Genomic DNA, 1,270 nt, shown 5'->3' with positions numbered 1-1,270 from the left:
TGGCCTACGCGGGCAACCCGTTTGCCGGGCCGGCCGATGCGGCGGCGCTGGCCCGCCACCCCATTCAAACCATCGATTGGGCCGACTTGCAGCTGGAGCAGCAGCTGGGCGAAGGCGCGTCGGGCGTGATTTACCGTGCCCACCGTGCCCACGCCGCTCCGGCCGAGGTGGCAGTGAAGCTATTCAAAGGTGCGGTAACAAGCGACGGGCTGCCGCACAGTGAGATGGCCGCCTGCATCAGCGCCGGCCCGCACCCCAACCTGATTGCCGTGCGGGGCAAAATTGCCCAACATCCGGCGGGAGCCGAAGGGTTGGTGCTGGAGCTGATTGACCCGGCCTTCGGCAACCTGGCCGGCCCGCCCAGCCTGGCCACCTGCACCCGCGACGTGTACGCCGCCAGCACCGAATTTCGCCTGGAAACGGCCCTGCGCATTGCCACCGGCATTGCCAGCGCCGCCGCGCACCTGCATACGCAAGGCATCCTACACGGCGACTTATACGCCCACAACATTCTCAACACGCCAGCGGGCGATGCCCTGCTGGGCGACTTCGGGGCCGCGTGCTTTTTCGATGCCCAAGACATTGACACCGCCAAGCGCTTGCAGCAACTGGAAGTCCGCGCCTTTGGCTGCCTGCTTGAAGAGTTGCTGACGCACTGCCCCGAAGCCGACGAAGCGCCCGCCGCCAGTGCCGCGCTCTGGAACTTGCAGCGACGCTGCGTGCAGCCGGAGGTGGCGGCCCGGCCGCTGTTTGGTGAGATTACGCGAGAATTGGCGGAGTTGTAGAGACGCAATATTTTGCGTTTCGTCGGCCGCGCATTTTGGGTTCCGTTTATTAATAACTACCCGCGAGTCGTTCAACGACGAGACGCAAAATATTGCGTCTCTACTCCTCCAGTCGCTGATAGCGGATGCGCGGCACCTGGCTGGTGGTATCGATGTAGAACGCGAAGCCACTGCCAGCGCTTTGCAGCTCCACCCGCGCCTCATGGCGGCGCTGCGGCGGCGCGAAGCGCGTCATGGCTGCGAAGCGCACCTCGGAGGTACGGGCGGGTGCGGCGGCCGGCACCAAGCGCAGGCCACGCTGCTCATCGAGCAGGTAGTGTACGCCCGCCACGTAGGCCCGCGGAATGGTGAAACCCAGCTCCTCGTAAAAGCCCGCGTAGCGAAAGCGGCTGAGCACCCGGCCCGTGCCGATGTGGCGCACCTGCGCATTGGGCGCCAGCTGCTGCTGCCGGGTGGGCGTGCGGCCGTAAGTTTCGGGCTCGCCG

At 66.0% G+C, this 1,270-nt stretch carries 2 protein-coding genes; one reads left to right on the top strand and one right to left on the bottom strand.

Annotation, left to right across the window (positions count from 1 at the left end; translation table 11 throughout):
- The coding region (locus tag ACYVDE_RS23195; RefSeq protein ID WP_460503898.1) for a protein kinase at positions 1-785 on the top strand (785 nt) is incomplete at its 5' end.
- 100 nt (positions 786-885) lie between these two features.
- Here the strand turns inward: ACYVDE_RS23195 and ACYVDE_RS23190 are convergent.
- Positions 886-1,270: hypothetical protein (locus tag ACYVDE_RS23190; RefSeq protein WP_460503897.1), on the bottom strand; the 385-nt coding region annotated here is incomplete at its 5' end.

It is taken from the genome of Hymenobacter agri (genome assembly GCF_054778495.1).
Note: the sequence above shows the minus strand (reverse complement) of the source record. Positions and strands in the feature narration are given on the sequence as shown.